10 protein-coding genes are annotated in these 21224 nt (G+C 57.1%); 6 read left to right on the top strand and 4 right to left on the bottom strand.

Features of this window, described 5'->3' with window-relative positions; genetic code table 11:
* The first annotated feature begins 669 nt into the window (after positions 1-669).
* The gene (locus tag GSQ91_RS24435) at positions 670-4029 is read left to right on the top strand and encodes a TonB-dependent receptor (RefSeq protein ID WP_158824344.1); all 3360 of its coding nucleotides are present in this window, start codon (positions 670-672) and stop codon (positions 4027-4029) included.
* 109 nt (positions 4030-4138) lie between these two features.
* Here GSQ91_RS24435 and GSQ91_RS24430 read toward each other — a convergent pair whose 3' ends face one another.
* Positions 4139-4696 carry a hypothetical protein gene (locus tag GSQ91_RS24430; RefSeq protein WP_158824343.1) on the bottom strand — a complete coding sequence of 186 codons (558 nt, stop codon included), beginning with the start codon at positions 4694-4696 and terminating at the stop codon, positions 4139-4141.
* Between the two features lie 600 nt (positions 4697-5296).
* Here GSQ91_RS24430 and GSQ91_RS24425 point away from each other — a divergent pair.
* On the top strand, positions 5297-6877 hold the full coding sequence (locus GSQ91_RS24425; RefSeq protein ID WP_158824342.1) for a sulfatase-like hydrolase/transferase: 1581 nt from the start codon (positions 5297-5299) through the stop codon (positions 6875-6877).
* A gap of 439 nt (positions 6878-7316) precedes the next feature.
* Positions 7317-10232, top strand: a complete 2916-nt coding sequence (locus GSQ91_RS24420; protein WP_158824341.1) for a glycoside hydrolase family 76 protein — start codon at positions 7317-7319, stop codon at positions 10230-10232.
* A gap of 64 nt (positions 10233-10296) precedes the next feature.
* On the opposite strand, the gene GSQ91_RS24415 is transcribed toward GSQ91_RS24420, so the two are convergent.
* From GSQ91_RS24415 to GSQ91_RS24405, 3 genes are all read right to left on the bottom strand, one after another.
* A complete protein-coding gene (locus GSQ91_RS24415; protein ID WP_158824340.1) occupies positions 10297-10614 on the bottom strand; it encodes a hypothetical protein in 318 nt (105 codons plus the stop codon).
* A complete protein-coding gene (locus GSQ91_RS24410) occupies positions 10611-11249 on the bottom strand; it encodes an RNA polymerase sigma factor (protein ID WP_254064862.1) in 639 nt (212 codons plus the stop codon). The genes GSQ91_RS24415 and GSQ91_RS24410 overlap by 4 nt, the downstream gene beginning before the upstream one ends.
* A 188-nt stretch (positions 11250-11437) precedes the next feature.
* A complete protein-coding gene (locus GSQ91_RS24405) occupies positions 11438-12493 on the bottom strand; it encodes a ThiF family adenylyltransferase (protein ID WP_158824338.1) in 1056 nt (351 codons plus the stop codon).
* A 340-nt stretch (positions 12494-12833) separates the two neighbouring features.
* On the opposite strand from GSQ91_RS24405, the gene GSQ91_RS24400 reads away from it, so the two are divergent.
* Genes GSQ91_RS24400 through GSQ91_RS24390 form a run of 3 tightly spaced genes read left to right on the top strand, consistent with a single transcriptional unit; the run spans position 12834 to position 21079 of the window.
* On the top strand, positions 12834-16043 hold the full coding sequence (locus tag GSQ91_RS24400; protein ID WP_254064861.1) for an outer membrane protein assembly factor: 3210 nt from the start codon (positions 12834-12836) through the stop codon (positions 16041-16043).
* A 6-nt stretch (positions 16044-16049) separates the two neighbouring features.
* Positions 16050-16841: a peptidylprolyl isomerase gene (locus GSQ91_RS24395; protein WP_158824337.1), complete on the top strand. Its 792-nt coding sequence runs from the start codon at positions 16050-16052 to the stop codon at positions 16839-16841.
* Entirely contained in the window at positions 16838-21079 is a 4242-nt protein-coding gene (locus GSQ91_RS24390) for a translocation/assembly module TamB domain-containing protein (protein ID WP_158824336.1), read from the top strand. Before GSQ91_RS24395 ends, GSQ91_RS24390 begins: the two co-directional genes overlap by 4 nt.
* The last annotated feature ends 145 nt before the right edge of the window (positions 21080-21224 follow it).

Genomic DNA, 21224 nt, shown 5'->3' with positions numbered 1-21224 from the left:
CAGTTCGGTGAGCAGTTCATGGGGCAAAAGAAAAACCGCAACCCTTTGGGGTCGCGGCTCGGTGGATTTCGTTTAGGTTCTCTGGTTCTCAGAGAAGCACATACGTCCGCCGGGCCGCTGGTTGCCACCAGTAGCAATAGGTAAATCGGGCGGAGGTGCAGTGCATCGTCATCGAGTTCAAGTTACAGCGTGGGATGAAGTTTTGCAAGTACGAATGGCTATCCGGTCGCCATATTCGCTTCGGTCTCGTGCTTCATTGCCAGAATCGTCCGCGTGTACCTCTCCAAGATGGTTCGCGGGTTGGCGCGATGAACCCAAGAAGGCATTTTCACTATTGACAAGCATTGTTGACAGGTGATTCACTTCCCGGCATTCAAAGTTTGTTCATCGAGACTCTATGTGGGTTGCAGGTTTCTACAAAGAGGCAACGCCGCAGGAGTCTGTCACTCTTCGTCATTTTCTGTTTTTTGCTCTCAGTTGGCCTCAAAGACGTGATGCAGGATTGCTGGGTTCCAGTGCAAGCTAAATGATTTCGGTCATTGAGAGGCTTTATTGGAATGGATGTAAACGATCACAAAATGTAAGCGGTAACAAATGAATTTGCCGTGTGCCTGGATTGAAGGCTTCGAAAGATCTGTGTTCTCTATCCATTTACCGCAAGGAGTTTCTGTGAATATTGCCAAAGTAAAAAACAACGGATCTCGTTATTGCCACTTATCGCAACACTTATTGGCCTCGCTCTACCTTGTTCTTGCAGTGTGTGTCCTGTTCCTGGGAGGGACCGCAGGGGAGTGTCAAACCTTTTATGGGTCGATCGTGGGCAGCGTGACGGACTCCAGTGGAGCGCTAATTCCCGGGGCAACCGTTAAAGTTACACAGACGGAGACAAATATATCGCGAGAAACCACGACCAATGCAGAGGGTGGCTATACGTTCTCGACGGTTGCAGCCGGCACGTACACTGTCTCAGTTTCCAAACCAGGATTTGGTTCTTTTGAGAGTAAGGGAGTCGTTTTGACTCTCAACACAGCGGCTCGCGTGGACGCGACGCTCAATATCAGTTCGCAGGTTCAGTCCGTTACGGTCGACACCGAATCCGCCCAGTTGCAGACAGACAGCGCCGACGTTCATGACCAGATCACCAACAAGGAGTTTCAGGATCTCCCCCAGCCGACGCGCTCCTATCAGGGGTTGATCGGACTAATGCCCGGTGTTTCTCCTCCGTCAGCCAGCACGGGTGGAACGAACAACCCTGAACGTTCCATGGTGATTAATGCGAATGGCACCAGTGAGAGCGGCACGATTGTTCGCGTTGACGGTGTCAACGCCACAAATCCCTGGGTTCAGTACTATTCCCTCGCTGTTCCATCTACGGATGCGATCCAGACGGTGAACGTGGTTACGGCGAGTGCAGGCGCGGACGAGGGTTTGATGAATGGAGCCGCGATCAATGTACAGATCAAGAGCGGCACTAACTCGCTGCATGGCTCCGTGTATTGGTATCACTATGACAATCTGCTCGCGGCCCGCCCGTACTTTCTGCCTCAGGGAGTTGGGTTGACGAAGAACCTCGACAACGATGCAGGCGGCACGGTCGGTGGACCGATCCTCAAAAACAGGTTATTTTTCTTTGGCTCCTATGAAGGCGATTTTCTGCATACGAATGGAGACCCAGGCATTGGTACTGTTCCTACCGACAACGTGCGCAATGGCATCATGCCTCTTCCTTCATCTGGGAGTGCTGCAACCTTGATCTACGATCCAGCCACCGGAAACGCGGACGGGACAGGACGGACGCCATTTGCTGGCAATGTTATTCCCGTGAACCGAATCAGCCCGATCGCGCAAAAGGTGGTCGCGCTCATTCCAGAACCAAATATTCCCGGGGCCGGCGAATCAAGCAACTTCTATTACACGCAACCGTCCTATTACAAGCTGCAGAAGATAGATACGAAGTTCGACTGGACCGCGACACGCAAGCTTCGTCTCTTTGCGCGCTTCAGCGATTACCCCTACAACAATCAGACGATTCCTGAATTCGGTTCTTCCCCTCTGTCCGGCACCAACACTGACGCCTCTGCGTATGGGAACACCTACGCGACTTCGGTCTCGGCTACCTATGTCGCTACACCTCGCTTTGTGGTGGAGGCGCTATTTGGCCTGACACACGCCGTTCAAAATCTTGTTCCTCCATTCTCCAATCAACGTTATGGATCGGATGTGCTCGGTATCCCCGGAACGAACGTTGGCGATCTGCCTGCGGCAGGCGGATTTCCTAACTTAAGGCCGTCCGGTTACGACAGCTATGGCTATAGCTATCCACCTCTCGTCTACGCCGACCCCATCTTCCAGTACACCGTTAATGCAAGCTGGACTAAGGGAAGACACAATGTGCGCTTCGGCATCGATGTCAGCCAGCAGCACATGAACCACATTGAGACCAGCAACACCCAGTTGAGTTTTACGGGCGGTGTTACATCATTGAATGGTGGTGCAGCGCCAAGTCAATTCAATGGCTTTGCCGATTTTCTGCTTGGCCTTGCGCAGAATACGTCGAGCGACGTGCAGAACGCACCGTACCTCACCTTAAGGACCTGGGAGTTCAGTCCCTATGTGAGCGATCAGTGGCAGGTCAGCCCCAAGCTCACGTTTGCCATTGGTACCCGCTGGGAATATTTTCCGGTTCCGACACGTGCGGATCGTGGCATTGAGTTTTTCGACTTCGCAACCAAACAATATGAGATATGCGGTGAGGGCACAATCGCGAAAGATTGCGGTATTCATGTGCAGAAGACGCTGCTTTCGCCTCGTATCGGTCTCGCCTACCGTCCGAACGAATCCATGGTGCTTCGCGCTGGATTCAGCCTTAGTCCAGAGCAGATCAGCCAGTTCCGCGATGGCATTTATAACTACCCTGCCGATCTTAACGGTAACTATTCATCCGCTAACTCGTATAGCCCTGTGACGACTTTGGCGCAGGGTATTCCTGTCCTCACGCCACCCGACATCAGCAGCGGTATCATCCCTTTGCCTGTCGGAGCTACATTTGCCACCTCTCCGAAAAACTATATTCGCGGCTACACCGAGTCGTATAACGCCGCAGTCGAACAGGATTTTGGTAAAGGATGGCTGGGGCAGATCGCCTATGTAGGCACCCACACTGTTCATCAGCACACCCGGTACAACGTCAACTATGGCCAGGTCGGTGGAGGCGCAGCCAGCCAGCCCTTCTATAACGGTACCTATGCCACGGGAAATACTGCCTCCGAAATCGAGGACCTGGCTTTTGAAAACATGGTTTACAACGCGCTTCAGACTGCCCTCAATCATCGTTTCACAAACGGATTTCAAGTGGGCGTCTCTTACACCTGGTCCAGGTGGATTGGGACCTGCTGCGATACCCATGGAGATGGAATGCCGGAAATTCCTATCCCGCAATACTTTTATCTCAACCGGGCTCTCATGCCCTACGATCGCACGCACAATCTTCAGATCTCGGCGCTTGCTGCGTTGCCCTTCGGTAAGAACAAGACGTTCCTGACGCATGGCATTGCGGCGGCTATTGCCGGTGGATGGCAGCTGAATACGATCATCAGCTTCGACTCCGGCGAGCCCTTCACTGTGTCCGCGAGTGGTGCTTCGTTGAATGCTCCGGGGAGTTCGCAGATGGCCGATCAGGTCAAACCCTATGTCAAAAAATTCAAGGGCGTGGGTCCCGATCATCCCTGGTTTGATACCACGGCCTTTGCCCCGGTCACGGCAGTCCGCTTTGGGACTGCGGGTTTTGACTCCATCCGTGGGCCAGGATTTGGCAATGCCGATCTAAGTCTCTTCCGCAGCTTCACGATCAGGCAGCGTTTTACGGCTCAGCCTCGCATAGAAGTGTTCAACATCACCAACACCCCACACTTCAGTAATCCAGACAGCACTGTTGGCGATACCAACTTTGGCACATTGACCAGTGTCAGTGCCCAGGCTCGTACGACGGACCAGCGTTACGTGAAACTAGGTTTCAAGATGACTTTCTAAGGTGCTGTCTGGATGCGCCAAGGTGCGAAGATCTTTTTAAGCTTGCCGCACCTTGGCGTTGACTGAAGGGACAGCGTGAGGTGGAGTTTTACAAGTGCGTACAGCCAGACTAGCGAATCCCGATCAGCAGGCCAGCAGACATGCCTATCGACTGCTGATGCACCCCTGCAAAGCTGTAGTTGTAGGCCGGTTCAAGAAACCATCCAAACCTGTGTCTTCCTGATGGCCAGAACATGAAGTCTCCAGCCAACTCGCCGGACACGGAGTTCGTAGTTCTTCCATTCTGTTTCAGGTGAGTCCATTGAGGCCCTACGCCGAGCATGAACTCGGCTTGCCTGGAGATGGTCCATGGCTTTTTGAAGAGAAGATCGGTGTCCCATTCCGTAGAGTTGCGGGTGTAGAAGGGCGAGACACCGGCCTCCAGTTCAAGCCAGTGTTCGATGGGGGTACATTCCGCTGCGAGATTCGGGGCGAAGGTCGCAGTGCCCCCGGTGAGGTTCCAATTGGTGGCCGCTCCCACTTCCAGGATGGCAATTGGATCGTCCGTATCCTTTGCAGTTTCGGACGAATGAATGGAAGTGTCGTTATAAACCGCCTGCCCGAAAGCAGGTAGGCAGCAGAATAGAAAAACATACGCTCCGACGAGCGTGAACGTGCGTGTACGCATAACAAATCTCCAGGGTCAATGCTGATTCGCTCCGCACAAAGGGCGGAGGGCTGCGAGCTAGGAGACGAAGATGCGTGGTGGTCGAAATATCGCAGAGGGCGGCGTGAACGCAGGACGAGGTGCTTCAGGTGAAACATCTGCGAGCCTGGTGTTTACCGGTATCAGGACCTGTTGTGTATTCGGAAGTCCTTGGAACGCGCAACAAGAGCAAATGCCATTGCAGGTATCAGGCGCAACAGGATGTGAATGCTTGAGGATGGACTGCGGGGATGTGGCGACAGAAAAGGAACTTCCATCGCACAAATCGCAATGCGGAGGGCTCACCGTAAGCCAGAGCAGCAATGCGCAAAGTAGCGATGCCCACGCGCGATTTTTGCTCTTTCCGCTCATACAGCCAACGATAAATGATCGCGGGACGATCAGCATCTCTGCAGCCTGCTCAGGAGCCAGAAGCGATGAGAACGAGATGATGCATCCGTTCGTCAAGGCACACCAGGGCGGGTGGGCCATCGATCTATCTTCGTTTAGAGTGGTTGAATCTTATGGTGAGTGTGGCCCCAGCTCTTGGCGTGCCACGGATCCGGATACAGGGAAGAGTTCATGGCCATAGATCGTCGCCGTTTTCTTCAGAGTCTAGCTGCTGTAAGCTCTGGAATCGCGTCACGCGGGTTCTGTTCCCTCGCGGAAGCCACACCGATCGACAGGCCGCCAAATATCGTTGTGATCCTCGCTGACGACGTGGGGTATGGCGACCTATCTTGCTATGGCGCAACGCATGTTCATACACCGCGTATTGATGCCATGGCCGCAAGCGGGCTGCGGTTCGTTCAGGCGCATTCCGATGCTGCTACCTGTACGCCATCTCGCTATGCGATGCTGACCGGGAGTTATGCGTGGCGGCACGATGGGGTTCGGATTCTGCCCGGCGATGCCAAGCTGCTGATCGAAAGCCATCAGGCCACTATTCCTTCGGTGCTGAAATCGGCTGGCTATACAACGGGCCTGGTAGGTAAGTGGCACCTCGGTTTAGGAGATGGAACGATCGATTGGAACGGGGAGATTAAGCCCGGCCCCTGCGAAGTGGGATTCGACGATGCGTTCTTCTTCGCCGCGACTGCGGATCGTGTGCCGACCGTCTACATCCACAATCATCGCGTGGTGAATCTCGATCCGAAGGATCCTATTCAGGTCTCCTACGATCACAAGATCGGCAACGAGCCCACAGGCAAGGAAGACCCCGAACTACTTAAGATGAAGCTGAGCGAGGGCCACGATGGCACTATCGTGGATGGCATCAGTCGTATCGGATTTATGACAGGTGGTCAGTCCGCACGCTGGAAGGACGAGACCATGGCCGCTACCTTCACGGGGAAAGCTGTTGAGTTTATCGAAAAGAATCAGCACCAACCTTTTCTGCTCTACTTCACGCCAAGCGATATTCATGTGCCCCGCGCTCCCGCGGCGCAGTTCGCAGGCAAGAATGCCTGTGGCGTGCGTTGCGATGTGATCGATCAACTCGACTGGAGCGTTGGACAGATTCTGGATACATTGCAACGTCTGCGGCTGGACGAGAATACGCTCGTGATCTTTACTTCCGACAACGGCCCCGTTGTGAACGATGGGTATGACGATGGATCGGACCGCAAGCTGGATGGACACAAACCGGCGGGCCCTTTTCGGGGTGGCAAATACACCATCTTCGAGGGCGGAACGACGATGCCCTTTCTGGTGCGCTGGACCGGCCACGTCAAACCGGGAGTCTCCAACGCGCTCATCGACCAACTCGATCTACTCGCAAGCCTTGCAGCGCTTACGCAGCAGAAGGTGCCTGCGGGGACGGCGGAAGACAGCATGAACGTACTGCCCGCATTGCTCGGAAAGTCTGAGCGAGGACGTGAGTCGCTGGTGGAAGAAGCCGATGTGCTTGCCATTCGCGAAGGCCACTGGAAGCTGATCGATCGCAGCCAGCGGCCGGGGGCACATCCTCCTCCAGAGTGGAAGCCGCCAGCCGACGCAGCAGTCTCCGATCCGCAGGAGCAGAAGTTTCCCGTCGCACGGCTGGAGCTATACGATATTGCCGCCGATCCCTATGAGACCCATAACCTCGCGGCCCAACATCCTGAGGTCGTGGAGCGTTTGCGAAGAGCTTTTGCGCAGTTGCGGAGTCAAGGGCATAGCTGACGGAAGTAGGAGCACTCCAGTATGCTGTCCCCGAATTCCTCCATGGCGGCGACCATAAACCTACAAAAATAATTCCAAGTCCGCTTGACTATCTAACTGTGCGAGTGGCAATATGTGCTCGCTATGGAAACGATACCAATTGCCTATTTGAGAGTCTTTTGCACGTGATCGCTTTTATTGATTAGGTGGCCATACCTCTCTCTGGTCACGCCGTAGAGTTTTTATCCAACAGCAACAATCGTTGAATATTCATCGCCTTTCCTCTGGAACCGGGTGTGTGCGGACTTCCTTCTCCGGTTCTTCGCCATGGAGCAACGCTCAAACGATGAAGAAAGCACAATTCGCATGCAGGAAGCGGAGCAGCGGTCAAAATCGTGCGGCATGTGTTTGAGCTGAACCGCGCCCGGTATCGCCGGATGCACACAAAGGATAGTGCCTTATGAAGCTACAGTTCTGTGCAGATCTTCACCGCACGCGCGGTGTACATTGGCTCTTTCTCGCAATCCTGCTTGTCCTCGGTGTGGTACATCCGCTTCATGCCCAGTGGACCGCAGCCGACGCCCAGTCCGCCTTCAACAGCTATAACAACGCCTTCTATTTCAATCCCAGCGGCGATAACTACGATTACCGCAGTCAGCAGGGATCGACCAGTACATCCGGCTTCTGGGTTGGAGCCGAAGAGATCGAGATTGCTCTCGATGCCTATGCCCAGAATCCGACATCGGCAGGTGTCACGATGATCAACCAGTTGTGCAACGGCTTTGTCACCCAGTTCAGCAGCGACTGGTCAGGGGACACCTACGACGACGATCTGATGTGGGCCACGATCGCCTTTATCCGCGCCTATAACGCCACCGGCAACACGACATGGTTGAACGATGCGGAGACAAACTTCGCAACGGTCTGGAGTCGCGGCTATGACACGACCTTCGGCGGCGGAATCTGGTGGAACGTTGCTGCTGCAAATACTCCTTCCGGATACAAGGCGTCGGCTTCTAACTGGACGTTTGTTATCGCAGGCAATCTGCTCTATCAAATCACCGGCAACTCGACGTATCTCAGTGACGCAAACACCGTCTATAGCTGGGCGTCCACGACGCTATATGACGCATCGACGGGCAGAGTCCATGACGGCATCAACAGCAGCGGCGTTCAAGACGGGCAATACTCCTACAACTACGGCGTTGCTGTAGGCGCCAGCTACTTTGAGAACCGCTGGAGCGACACCAGCAATATCGCGACGTACCTTATTAATAATCTGTCCAGTGGCACTATCGGCGGCTATAACGTCATGCCGAACTATGGCCAGGGCGGCACGGACGGTGGCGGGTTCAACAGCATCACACTCCGCTGGATCGGGTACGTCTATACGCACGGCGCTATCAGTAACCGCAATGTGCTCTCATGGGCGCAGACGAACGTCGGACTTGGATGGGCGCAACGCAACTCGTCGGGTCTCTCGTGGAACAACTGGCTGGCGTCGACCCCAAACGGCACGGCACTCTATAGCTGGGACTGCAGTAATACTGTCGCCGGCTTGCTGGATATACCGACCACTTCCAGTGCCGCAGACTTTTCTCTAACAGCCTCTTCGGCGGTGATTAACCTCACGCCTGGAAGCAATGGAACCGCGACCCTCAGCGTTGCGCCGTCCAACGGCTTCAATGGCACCGTCAATCTTTCCGCTACTGCGATCGGATCTCCAGTTGGAGTGAGTGTGGCATTAAGTCAGAGCACCATCACGGGATCGGGCGTCGCCACGCTGCTCGTATCGACAACCTCCGCTACGCCGGGCGCCAACTATCTCATTGCTATCACCGGAGCCAGCGGAAGTGTCGCACACACCGTCTTCGTGCAGCTCGCTCTGCCTTTTTTCAACCTGTCCATCAACTCATCCAGCATCGCTCTCGATCAGAGTGGACGAGCGACCAGCGCCATCACCATCCTTCCGCAAAATGGCTTCAACGGCAAAGTGCAGTTCTCGCGGCCGGTTGGCTTGCCTCCAGGCGTCGTTGCGCGGTTCCGGCCTGAAAACGCCAGCACTGGAACCACACTGGAACTGGAGACGCGCAGCGATGCGGCCGTTGGCATCAATATGCCGTTGTCGATCACCGCGACCTCCAGCGCACTCACCCAAACTGTATCCGCTACGCTTACTGTCAATGCTGCTATTGGCGATCGCGGCGCAGGTGTCCCGGTCGATCTCTCCGCTGCGTTCAACGGAACAGGAATTTATCCGAACGGCGCAACCTACTCCACCAGCGCAGGGCTCGACGGCGACGGCTACTCCTACTCTGCCAATCTATTGACCAGCGCGCGCGTCCTCAGCAATGCGCTGTTCAAATTCGGTCCAGCCGGCAGTTCCGACATCGTTCACGGCACCGGTCAGCAAATTCCGCTCCCTCCCGGCAACTTCACCACCCTGCAGTTGCTGGCTACAGGCATCAGCGGCGGCGCGACCGCGCAGCCAGTGGTTGTGACGTACACCGACGGCACAACCTCGCAGTTTACGCAGAGCTTCAGCGACTGGTTTACTCCTGCGAGCAATGCGAACGAAACCGACGCCGTTGTCATGCCCTACCGCAACTACGGCGGCGGCACGGAGGACGGCGCGCCATTTACGCTGTACGGCTATACCTTCGTCCTGCGCAGCGATAAGACAGTGCAGAGCCTCACGCTCCCCGACAACTCAAACGTAGTGATTCTGGCCGCAACGCTCACTCGCCAGTACCTTGGCGATCAGGTCAATCTGTCTTCTGCCTTCGACCTTGCGGGCATCTACACCAATGGAACGGCATTCGCGGCCAACGCGGGTATTGATGGCGGCGGCACTGCCTATTCTGCAAATCTTCTCGGCAATCAGGCCGGTGCGTCGAACATTGTTGTCGATAACCTCAACTTCAATCTCGGCGCGCCGAATGTCAATAACGTGGTGTATGGCACCGGTCAGCCGATCGAGCTGCCACATGGGCACTTCAGTTCACTGCGAATTCTGGGCAGTGGCATTGAAGGCGACCAGACCTCGCAAACCATCACGGTCGAATACACGGACGGCACCGGCAGCACCTTCAAGCAGAACTTCAGCGACTGGTTCAGCCCGCAGCACTATCCTCGCGAATTCATAGCGCAAGCGATGCCCTACCGTCTCCTTGCCGCCGGTACAGAGCAGTCGCAGACGTTCAACCTCTACCAGTACACGCTGCCTCTGGATGCTGGAAAGACAGTCAAAAGCCTGACCCTGCCCGCCAACCGCGACGTGGTGGTCCTGGGAGTCACGCTGGCTAACGATTCCTTCGACGAACGCGGCGATAGCGAGCCTTGGTTGCCGGAGGGAGGGTGGCCTGGATCTAAATAGGAACAAAAACGGGCACCCCACATCTCGCATCTGAGATGTGGGGTGCCGAAGGTCTTAGCGCGGCTTATTCGGTAGCTAAGTTTTCGGTGCCGTTGAGTCCGTCTTCTTCGCCCCCGACGCCTTCTTTCAGCTTGCTGGCGATGTTCGACCAGACAGTGTCGCTCGGCTCGTGGACCGGTTCTTCGAACATGCTCTGGGCGTATTCCGCGATCGTTTCCAGATCGCTTACCAGTGCGGCACAGTCGGGGTTGGCGGCGAGGAACTTTGCAAAGCGCGGATCCTCGCTGACCTTGCCTCCTCCTGTTGCGAAGAGGTCGGGGAGATAGGTTTCGAATTCTGCTGTGGTCATGGTGTCGAAATTGATGTTCGTGAGGTCGCTCACAGTGCCACCTCTTTCAGGCCTTCAACGGGCTGAAGCTTCTCGGGCTGGCGAAGCAGCTCGCGCAACTTCAGCCTTGCTTTGTGGAGTTGAGACTTGCTATTGCCGGTCGAGCACTCCAGCATGGTTGCGATCTCGTTGTGCTCGAAGCCTTCAACATCGTGCAGTACAAAGACCATGCGGTAGCCGGGAGGCAGGGAAGCGACGGCGCGCTCCAGTGTCACACGGTCCACCGAACCCGCCAGCTGAGGATCGCGAGAGCCGAAGTCGCGCTTTGGCGCGTCCTCTTCGGAGGGGTTGATCGTCTCCTCGAGCGAAACCAGTTGCAGACCCTTCTTGCGCAGGTGCATCAGTACCAGATTCACCGTAAGACGGTGTAGCCATGTAGAAAACGCGCTTTCACCACGAAAGCTCCCCAGTTTCCGGAAGAGGTGGAGAAAGGCCTCCTGGGTCATGTCCTCGGCCTCGGAGACGTTGCCCAACATACGCAGGCAGAGGGTATAAACACGGCGCTTATGAAGCGCATAAAGCTTGGAAAATGCATCAGGATCGCCGTTCTTGGCGCGCTCGATGGCATCGGCCTCGCCGGCGATAGGTGGGTTTCGTTTGAACAAACCCGAGTTCGGTTTTGGCTGCATCGTTATAACGCCTTGAGTTCCCATGAGTAAGTGTCCGGTCCTTGCACTCGATCTACGCCGGAACACTCGCCTTCTTCCAGCCTACCGCAAGCGAGCGTGTCCCGAGCGTCAGGCAGTTGGACTGCTTCACTGATGGAGCAGGTTGTACCACCGGCTTCGATACTCCACTAAAGCCAGCAATAACAAGCCTATACCCCGATAAAACGCGCGTAGAGAGCGCGCGCCAGGCCGATATCGGTGGTGCCTTGAATCAGGGCGCGGCCATCGGGAAATACGGTAATCGAATGCGGTGGGCGCTCGAAACGCAGCAACATGCCGTTCGAGCGCACGTTGCCGAGCGGAGATAGGCGGTCACGCAGCGCAAGCAGGTCGACTGGCCGATGATGTTCGTGAATCTGCACCGAGTTTCGCCCGCACAGGGTGATGTGCGGCCGTCCTTCGCCTGCAAGGTAGCGAAATGTGCTGTTTCCGCAAACTTCGCAGTCTTTGCGCGGATGTGCGGCGGAGATCTCAGAACGCTCGCCGGTCCAGAGGTCGAAGGAGAGCAGTGTCCTGCGCATGAGCTCGGGTTGGCCGGTGAGAAACTTCAGCGCCTCGGTGGTTTGGAGCGAGGCGGCAAGATTGACCGCTGTAGAAAGGATCCCGGCTGTATCGCAGGTTTCGACGTTGCCGGAGGGCGCTGCGGGGAAGATGCACGCCAGGCAGGCAGTCGCGTGCGGAAGAATGTTCATCGTGGCGGCGTAGGAGCCTACGGCGGCCGCATAGATCCACGGCTTGTTCTCGCGCACGCAGAAGTCGTTCAGCAGATACCGCGTCTCGAAGTTGTCGGTACAGTCCAGAACGATGTCCGCACCTTCCAGCAGAGTCGCGATATTTGCGGGGACGAGGTCGGCGATCTGGGCGTCGACCTGAATGCCGGAGTTGACGCGGGCGATATGCCGCCGGGCGGCCTCGGCTTTGGGCAGCGCCGCTAGAGCGTCTTCCTCGTCGAACAGCACCTGGCGCTGCAGGTTGGAGGGCTCGACGAAGTCACGATCGACCAGAGTGAGACGGCCGACCCCGGCACGGGCGAGCAAGCCAGCCGTCGCCGCGCCGGTGGCACCTACGCCAATGACCGCAGCGTGGCCCTGCCGGAGTTTTTGCTGGCCTTTCGCGCCTATACCGCGAAAGAGCACCTGACGCGAGTAGCGCTCGGCATCCTCGATCGTTGGCGTAGTATCGGCTTCGCTTGCCAAAACCTGCATCCCTCGCAGTATACGAGGATGGGATTGGGTGATGCACCCGGCAGATAATTGGCTCGGACGCCGTAGGACAGTGAGAACATGCTGCAAGCGAACTCCTGTACTGTTTCTTGCATCTGTAAAATGAAGCTCAGATGTATCGCGGTCTGTTCGCGCGTAGTACATCTCTGGACAAGTCTGGCTCAGCGTGACGCCTTACTCTGCGGCGATAGAAGTACAGAACTTTTTCAAGGGGAAGCCGGCAGTGGCAGGTTCAGGGTTTGGTGTCGTGAGCGGTGACGGTCGGCTCACTCCACGTGGGGCGGCTTGCGTGAGAGCCCTGCGAGGATCTTGCCTTATTGCCGTGGCGTCGGTGTCCCTGCTGGCTGGGGCGCATGCGCAGACTTCAACAGACCCCGTAAATCCGGCTGCGCCCACAACAACAGCCCCCCAGGCCGGTACGAGTGTGAACAACACGCTTCCGGCATTGACGACAAGCGTCTGGGAGAAGAGCGGTGTTCCTGTGGAGGCTATCCGCTTCGATGGCGTGACCTTCAGTGCGAAAGATGCCATCCTCTCGGAGCTGACGCAGAAGGCTGGGCAGCCGCTCGATCCGGAAAAGGTTCGAGCGGATCTACGGCGCCTGTTCGCCAGCGGCCGATACCGTGACGTCGGTGTAAGCGGAGTTACGACCGGCGGCGGTCTCACCCTTATCTATGCGGGAACGGCGCGCTATTATGTCGGCCGGGTTGAGATTCACGGCGTCAATCAGGAGCGACTGACCTCGCTGCTGGAGTTTGCGACGAAGCTTGACCCCGGATCTCCCTATACCGAGGCCCAGATTCCAGCCGCGGTCGAAGGCGTGAAGCAGACGCTCGCCCAGAATGGCTTCTACCAGCCCACGGTCAAAGTCGCCACAACCACGGACAATGATGGCCACCAGATCAATGCGATATTTACGGTTGAGACCGGGCCGCAGGCCCGCGTAGGGGATGTTGCTGTCGGAGGCAAGGATCCGGGGATTACGGTCGACGAGTTCCGCAAGAAGGGGCATCTCAACTGCTCGCGCATCGCGGCGAAGTTCAACAAGAGCTGCCGTCCCAAGGTTGGGCGTGAGACTACCAGTAACGCTCTTTCGGATGTGCGGTCGTACTACCAGAAGCAGGACCGTCTTGAAGCTACGGTCAGCCTTCAGGGCCAGACCTACGTCGCGCCCACCAAGCGGCTGAACTACGACTTCAATGCCGAGCAGGGACCGCTGGTCAAGGTAGTTGTGAATGGCGTCAAGCTGTCGAAGTCGCGGATGCACTTACTGGTTCCGGTCTTTGAGGAGGGTGCGGTCGATAACGACCTGCTCAATGAAGGTGCGTCCAACATTCGTGATTACCTGCAGCAGCAGGGCTACTTTGACGCGCAAGCTACGGTACAGCTTCTTGGCGCAGGCACCAGCAATGTGTCCGTGCAGTATGACGTGAAACCGGGAGAGCGGCACAAGGTAACGGCCGTAACCCTGAAAGGCACCAAGTACTTCGGGACCGACCTGATCGAGGAGCGCTTGCGGGTCAAGAAAGCCGATGCCTATCTGCGCAACGGCAGCTACAGCACGCAATTAGTTAAGGCCGATACCAACTCGATCGTTTCGCTGTATCGCGCCAATGGTTTCAATGCGGCGATGGTGACCCCTGAGGTCAAGGACATCGAAAAGGGACAGAACTCCAAGATTGCGCAGATCCGGGTGACGTTCAACATCTTTGAAGGCGCGCAGCAGAAGTTTGGCACGGTACAGCTCACCGGCATCGATCCGGCGCGCCAGAAAGACGTTCAATCGTTACTGAATGCTCAGAAAGGCCAGCCGTTCTCGTTGATTACGCTATCGGGTGACCGCGATGCGGTGCTGGGCTACTACATCTCGCATGGCTTTGACCACGCCAGGGTCGAGATCGTGCAGAACATCGAAGATGCCGACAAGACCAGAACGAACGTTGCCCTGAACGTGACCGAGGGCCAGCAGGTCTTCATCGACCAGGTACTGCTCTCCGGCCTTGGGCACACGAAGCCGTCGGTCGTGCAGAAGCAACTTACCGTCCATGCGGGCGGCCCGCTCGATCAGTCCGCGTTGCTCGAGACGCAACGCAAGCTCTATAACCTCGCGCTGTTCAACGAAGTCAACGCCGATGTGCAGAACCCCACGGGTGACGCGCCGATGAAGAACGTCCTGGTGCAGTTGACCGAGGCACGGCGGTGGGACGTGACCTACGGCTTCGGGTTCGAGGCCCAGACCGGCACGCCCGATGTGAATACCGGGGCAACGCAGGGAAGCACCGCCGCGCAGAATGGGGAAGCAGGTGTCAGTCCGCGCGTCACCCTGGATATCTCGCGCATCAATCTTCGCGGAACAACGCAGTCGCTCACATTGCACACTACGTACGGCCTGCTGGAAAAAGTTGCGACGTTGAGCCTCAACACCCCTCAGTTTTTAGGCAAGCCCAAATACACCGCGACGCTCTCCGGCGGTTACTCCAACGTGCAGGACATCACCACGTTCCAGTCTTCCACGTTGCAGGGAGACTTCCGCATCTCGCAGAAGTTCAGGAAGGCCGATACCTTCATCTATGACTTTCAGTACCGTCGGGTATCAGTCAATGCAGACAGCCTGGAGATTACACCCAATCTCATTCCGCTGTTGTCGGAACCAGTGCGCGTTGGCGGACCTGCCATCACGTATGTCCACGACACGCGTGACCCCACCCCGCTCAATGCCGGTAAAGGCACGTACTTCTCCATTCAGGAGTTCATCGCCTCGTCGAAGTTTGGCTCGGATACGGATTTCAATAAGGTCGATATCTCGCAGTCGACGTATTACACCTTCGGCAAGCGGAAGTATGTCTTCGCACGCAACACTCGGGTGGGCTTTGAGAACGACTTCGGCGTAAATCCGAATGCGACCAATGCATCCGGACAGATCGACGTAAGCAATACGGCATGCGCAGGCACCCTGCTGCAGACGAATGCAACGTGCAACGCCGTTCCACTACCCGAAAGACTGTACGCCGGAGGCGCAACGTCACATCGTGGTTTTGGAATCAACGATGCAGGACCACGCGATCTTACGACTGGGTATCCGGTTGGCGGATCGGGGGTAGTCGTCAATACCTTTGAGTTGCGCCTTCCTCCGCCGACACTTCCGCTGGTTGGAGATAACATCTCCTTCGTCATCTTTCACGACATGGGGAACGTCTTTGAATATCCCGGAGACATGTTCAAGAGCATCAAGCACTTCCACCAGCCGAATCAACAGACTTGCAGGAACGTAACTATTCCTGCCGGCACTCCGGGTGCCACAGAGGTGGAACAACAGGCAAATGCCGTGGGGACCTGCAACTTCAACTACTATTCGCACGCGGTAGGTCTCGGAGTCCGCTACAAGACTCCCGTCGGTCCGATCCGCGTGGACTTCAGCTATAACCTCAATCCTCCGATATATCCCGTCTTTGACGACTACACCGGAGCTCTCCCCTATGTGGGACAGGCGAGTCACTTCAACTTCTTCTTCAGCATCGGACAAAGCTTCTAGACCAACATGAACCGCACACACACTCTCGACACCCTTCGCCACAGCGCTTTTGCGCTGCTGCTGGTGGCTGTGTGTGTTGCGCCGGGCGAGCTCTGGGCCCAGAGCGCTGCGCAGAAGAACTCCGTTCCGCAGACTGCACCGGAGCTGCAAGTTGCCGCGCCGCAGATGCCCACGACGCAGGGCACGGAGCTTGATCGCGTGGTCGCGATCGTAAACGGCGATCTCATCCTCGACAGCGATGTCAACGAAGAAACACGCCTGCAGGCCTTTCAGCCCTATCGCAATCCGAACGCAGATAACTCGCGTGAGCGTGCCATCGAACGCCTGATCAATCGCGACCTCATCCTGCAGCAGTTGAAGATTCAGCCGGAAGATCCCATTACGGACGACGATGTCAGGAAAGACCTCGACAGCCTGCGCAAGAACATCCCGGCATGCAAGCCGTACGACTGCGAGACGCAAGCTGGATGGGAAAAGTTCCTTGCGGCCAATGGATTTACTGAGGCGACGTTGATCAATCGCTGGCGTCTGCGTATGGAGGTGCTGGCCTTCATCGAGGAGCGCTTCCGCATGGGCATGAAGATCCTGCCCGCGGACATCAAGGACTACTACGATAAGGACCTGTTGCCCGAGTACGCGAAGCAGAAGGCCACGCCGCCGAGCCTGGACTCTATCTCCAGCCGTATTCAGGAGGTGCTGTTGCAGCAGCGAGTCTCCAGCCTGCTCAACGACTGGCTGAAGAGCCTGCGCGCGCAGGGCAGCGTGGTGGTATTGCATCCAGGAGAGGGGGCGCCATGAGCGAGTCTTCCAGCAAGCCCTCCACGGACGAAGTCTCCTCTTCTCCCACTCCCAAACGCAGCCGCACGGGCCGTATGTTTGCGTGGGTCTTCGGCTCACTGCTGCTGTCTTTTGTGCTGTTGATGGCAGGCGTTTGGTACTACACGACGACGGCGGATTTTCAGCGTCGCGTCGGCGCCGAGGTCGTCAAGGTACTCGAAGACGCGACCGGCGGACGTGTCGAACTGGGTCATATCTCCTTCAGTCTCTGGCATCTTGCGATTGAGGCTGACGGGCTCGTGATCCACGGCACAGAAGGTCCCGGAGAAGCGCCCTATCTCTCCGCGGACAAGATCTTTGTGCGTCTGCTCATCAATACGTTCATCACGCATATCGCGGGTGAGGGGCCACAGTCGCATATCGGAGTGGACTACCTGCGCGTCGAGCAGCCGCATGTACACCTCCTCATCGACAAGGATGGCAGGACCAACCAGCCCGTGCCGAAACACAAGAGCACCAGCACGACTCCCGTGCAGGACATGCTGCTTGATTTTCAGGCGGGTAAAGTCGAGTTGGCGAATGGTCTTGCTGTCTTAAACGACCGCGCGATTCCTTTCGATCTCGCTGCGCAGGATCTCAACGCCGAGGTGCACTACATCGCGTCGTCGGATCGCTATGGCGCGACCATCGATCTTGCGGACCTGCGCACAAAGATGGCAAAACAGCCCGAGGTTCAATCGAAGCTGCACCTGACCGCCGAACTCGGCCGCGACGTGCTGCAGTTGCAGAGCCTCGATTTTCGTACCGGCACGGCAACGCACCTTACGGCAAACGCCCTGCTGGAGCACTTTGCGAAGCCTGATTGGCAGGTTGCGGCCAAGGGTTCGATAGAGGTTAAACAGCTTGGTCTTCTTGCCGGAGTTGACGGCCTGGCAGGTGGCCTGGTTGATCTTGATGCGCATGGCCACAACTGCGTGACTGGGCCGCAGCCCGTGCCGCAGAAACACTTCTGGCTGCGGCACAGCAAGACGCAAGCTCCGGCCCTTCAGCCGCAGCCCGACCCCGCGTGCAAGTCAGGATATCTGATTACGGGCGGGCTCAAGCTGCATAACGTGGGCTATCGCGATGAGGATGTGCGAGTGCGCGACGTCAACGGCAGCAGCCAGTTGCACATCACGCCGACGCAGATACTGCTGCCTTCGCTCGTCACGCAGTTGTCCGGCGGTGGTACTGTGCAGGGCGATCTGCGCATCGAAAACTGGCTCGGTTCAGCGCCCGGAGGCTCGCACGGGTACATTGTGGCAACGGTCAATCGCATTCCGCTGCGCACGATCATGGATGTCACGGCTCCCGAAGACTACGGCGATCTCGGTTTCGATACTGCGGTGACGGGACCGGTGAAGGTGGAATGGGGAGGGCCAGGCAACGATGTCTCGAAGACTGTGCAGGTAGATGGCGACCTGCAGCTTGTGCCGACGGGTGTCGCGCGCAGCCGCGCTCTCTCGAATATTCCTGTGACCGGCCAGACGTTGGCACACTATGACGGCCGAACGCAGTCCGTAAACATTACACGCCTGGCAGTGCAGACGCCCGCCAGCGTGCTGCAGGTCAACGGGATACTCGGCGTCAACAACGGCGACCCGCTCACGGCGCTGCAGGTCAATCTGCAAGCGCATGATCTTGGTGAGTTCGACCAGTTGCTGCAGACGCTTGGCCTGGAAGCCAATGGCAAGAAGGGAACTGCAGCGATCCCCGTCGTGCTGCATGGTGCGCTGGTGTTCAGCGGCTCTGCGAAGGGGGCTATACGCAATCTCGATGTGAAGGGCCACGTTACGGCTGAGAACATCGAAGCCAAATTGGGGACTGCGGCAGACTTTCAGATGGACTCCCTCGTTGCCGATGCCGAGTACTCGCCCAACAGCGGCATCGCCATCGCCAGCTCCACCATCAAGCGTGGGACGGCGTTGCTCAACGTAACAGGAACCTTTGAGCCGCGGAAGGTCGTCTCCCGTCGCGGCGCTGTCGATTATGTATGGGACGGGGATCTGGGCATCAACACGACTGTGAAGCTGGCCAACGCTCAGGTTGCCGACATGCTGCAGATCATCGGGCAGCAGAGTAAGGTTCCTGTCACCGGCACGGCCAACATCAACGCTCATGTAGCCGGTACGGCCAAAAATCTGAACGGCAGTGGAAACATCACGCTGACCAACGGTGCGGCTTACGGAGAGAACTACCAGACTGTCTCGGTCGATGCGACCATGCAGGGCCAGCAGATCAATGCGTCACACTTCCTCGTGCGGGCACATGGAATGTCGGTTACAGGCAACGGTGGCTACAACCTTGTAAGCAAACGCATCACCGCTCACGTGCTGGGGGACAACCTGCAACTCTCCAAGCTCGATGTCGTTCGCAAAGCGAATTCAGATGCCGATGGTGTGCTCTCGTTAGATGCGACGGTCGATGGCACCGCGCAGCAGCCGAACCTGCACGCAAAGCTTGGAGTGACGAACATTACGGTCGATGGCAAGCCGCTTGGCGAGTTCAGCGCAACGGCCAACAGCACTGGTTCGACCGTCTTCTACGACCTGCATTCGAATATGGTCGGAGCGCAGGTGTCGGCCAACGGCCAGACGTCGCTGCTGGGCGACTATCAGACGCAGGCAAAGCTCTTGTTCTCCGGCTTCGATGTCTCCAAGCCCATTGCTCTGTTCTCCCCGGGACTGGTCCAGACCAGCTCTATCATCGACGGCACTGTCACCGTCAGCGGCCCTGCAGCCAAGCCGATGCAGCTAGCCGGGACCGCTGAGTTTGGTACCTTCGACTTCAAGCTCCAGGGAGTCGAGTTGAAGACAGCTGAGCCATTGCGTGCGAGTCTGCGTAACGGCATAGTCTCAGTTGAGCAGATGCACATTACTGGGCAGGATACCGACCTCCATGCCGGGGGAACGTTGCAAGTCCTCGGCAACAGCAATCCTCAGGGGGGCGAGATCAAATTGAGTGCGAACGGCAACATCAGCATGATGATCGCGCATACCTTCGATCCCGACCTCAATACTTCGGGCAAAGTCACGTTCAAGGTAGCGGCCGACGGGCGATTGATGCAGCCTTCGCTGACCGGCAATGTGCAGTTTCAGAACGTGAACATAGCGATGGACGGTATTCCCAATGGCCTTAGCAACCTGAACGGAACGATGGTCTTCAACGAGAACCGTCTGACCGTGCAGAACCTGACTGCGACGACCGGCGGCGGCCAGCTTAAGCTGGGCGGGTCGATCAGTTATCAGAAAGGGTTGTTCTCTGACTTGACTGCGACCGGCGAGAACGTGCGCGTACGGCTCTATGGCCTGAGCTCAACGGCGAACGCAAACTTCCGTCTGCAGGGCACGCAGCAGTCTCTATTGCTCTCCGGCACTGTGTTGATTACGCGTTTTGGTGTTGGTCCAGATGTGGACTTCGCTGCCTTTGCTGGGTCGGGCGGGGTAGAATCGGTCTCCGATCCGAACTCGGCGACGAACAAGATTCATCTTGACGTTCATGTTACGAGTTCGCCGCAGCTCGACTTCCAGAACTCCTACGCAAAGCTCGCGGGCAATGTCGATCTCACCATTCGCGGCACACTTGCGATACCCAGCGTGCTGGGACGTATCCAGATTATCGACGGCAGCGCGACCTTTGCAGGAACGAAGTATGAGCTCGAGCGCGGGAATATCTACTTCAGCAATCCCGTGCGCATCGACCCGACGATCGACCTCGATGCCACCGCGCGCGTGGAGAGCTACGATCTCACCATCGGCGTGCATGGCACGACGTCGAACCTGAAAACCACCTATCGTTCTGAGCCGCCGCTCGCCGAAGCCGACATCTTCAACCTGCTCGCCCTCGGGCGCACGCAGGAAGAGGCGCAGCTTTACCAGGAGCAGCAGGTGCAGGCGGGCACCGATCCCACCACCAGCGCGTTGCTCGGCGGCGCGCTCAACGCAACCGTTTCGAGCCGCGTGGGCAAGCTGTTCGGCGCCGGTTCGGTCAAGATCGATCCGTCCTTTGTAGGGACGCTGGGCAACTCGGCAGCGCGCATCACGGTGCAGGAGCCTCTCTCCAAGCAACTGACGCTGCTCTTCGCCACCAATGTGAACCAGACCGCGCAGGAACTCATCCAGGTGCAGTATCAGATCGACGAGAACAAATCGATAGTCGCAACCCGCGACGAATCGAACGTGTTCTCGATCGTCTATAAGATCCGCAAGCGCTATCGGTAGGTGTGGAGACCAGTGGATTAGCGAACCCTGGTCTAATTTTCAAAAGCAGATTGAAGTGGCAAAAAGATACTGTGTTGGGTCGCGACACCGCTGACGACACTCGCAAAATTTATTATCCCCAAGATCCTCTGGTGCGTCTAAGCTG

The organism is Granulicella sp. S156 (genome assembly GCF_009766105.1).
Taxonomy (GTDB): domain Bacteria; phylum Acidobacteriota; class Terriglobia; order Terriglobales; family Acidobacteriaceae; genus Granulicella.
The sequence above is the reverse complement of the archived record's forward strand: the minus strand, read 5'-3'. Positions and strand labels throughout refer to the sequence as shown.

Excerpts from the sequence above, each read along its gene's own strand:
- GSQ91_RS24430 (WP_158824343.1), bottom strand. The coding sequence starts at position 4,696 with ATGCGTACACGCACGTTCACGCTCGTCGGAGCGTATGTTTTTCTATTC.
- GSQ91_RS24410 (WP_254064862.1), bottom strand. The coding sequence starts at position 11,249 with ATGCAGCCAAAACCGAACTCGGGTTTGTTCAAACGAAACCCACCTATC.
- GSQ91_RS24425 (WP_158824342.1), top strand. The coding sequence starts at position 5,297 with ATGGCCATAGATCGTCGCCGTTTTCTTCAGAGTCTAGCTGCTGTAAGC.
- GSQ91_RS24420 (WP_158824341.1), top strand. The coding sequence starts at position 7,317 with ATGAAGCTACAGTTCTGTGCAGATCTTCACCGCACGCGCGGTGTACAT.
- GSQ91_RS24390 (WP_158824336.1), top strand. The coding sequence starts at position 16,838 with ATGAGCGAGTCTTCCAGCAAGCCCTCCACGGACGAAGTCTCCTCTTCT.
- GSQ91_RS24405 (WP_158824338.1), bottom strand. The coding sequence starts at position 12,493 with ATGCAGGTTTTGGCAAGCGAAGCCGATACTACGCCAACGATCGAGGAT.
- GSQ91_RS24395 (WP_158824337.1), top strand. The coding sequence starts at position 16,050 with ATGAACCGCACACACACTCTCGACACCCTTCGCCACAGCGCTTTTGCG.